At 66.3% G+C, this 335-nt stretch carries 1 protein-coding gene; it reads right to left on the bottom strand.

The genetic code is table 11. The features are described 5' to 3' along the window. Positions 1-250 (bottom strand): biotin transporter BioY (locus PZH32_RS12015; protein WP_275208491.1); only part of this gene is annotated, 250 nt, incomplete at its 3' end. Positions 251-335: the final 85 nt, after the last annotated feature.

The following is a 335-nucleotide window of genomic DNA, read 5'->3' as shown; positions in this document are numbered from 1 at the left end:
CCAGCAGGTATCCCCACAGAAAGCCGCCCGTGGGACCGGCCAGCACACCGATGCCACCGCGCATGCCCGAGAACCCCGGCACGCCCACCGCACCCAGCACCAGGTAGCCTACGATAGCGGCCGTAGCTGCCTTCGGCGGCAACACCACAATGGCGAAGGTGATGGCGAACATCTGCAACGTGATGGGCACTGGCCCAATGCGCACGGCAATAATGGCCGAGGAGGCAATGAGGGCGATAGTCAGCCCCACTAAGGCCACCGAGCGAGAACGGGACGAGGCCCCCTTGCGAGAAGCGCCGTCAAGGACCTTCGCTGCGCCTCGCACAGGCTGCGGG

Source organism: Adlercreutzia equolifaciens (genome assembly GCF_029076695.1).
Classification (GTDB): domain Bacteria; phylum Actinomycetota; class Coriobacteriia; order Coriobacteriales; family Eggerthellaceae; genus Adlercreutzia; species Adlercreutzia equolifaciens_A.
Note: the sequence above shows the minus strand (reverse complement) of the source record. Positions and strands in the feature narration are given on the sequence as shown.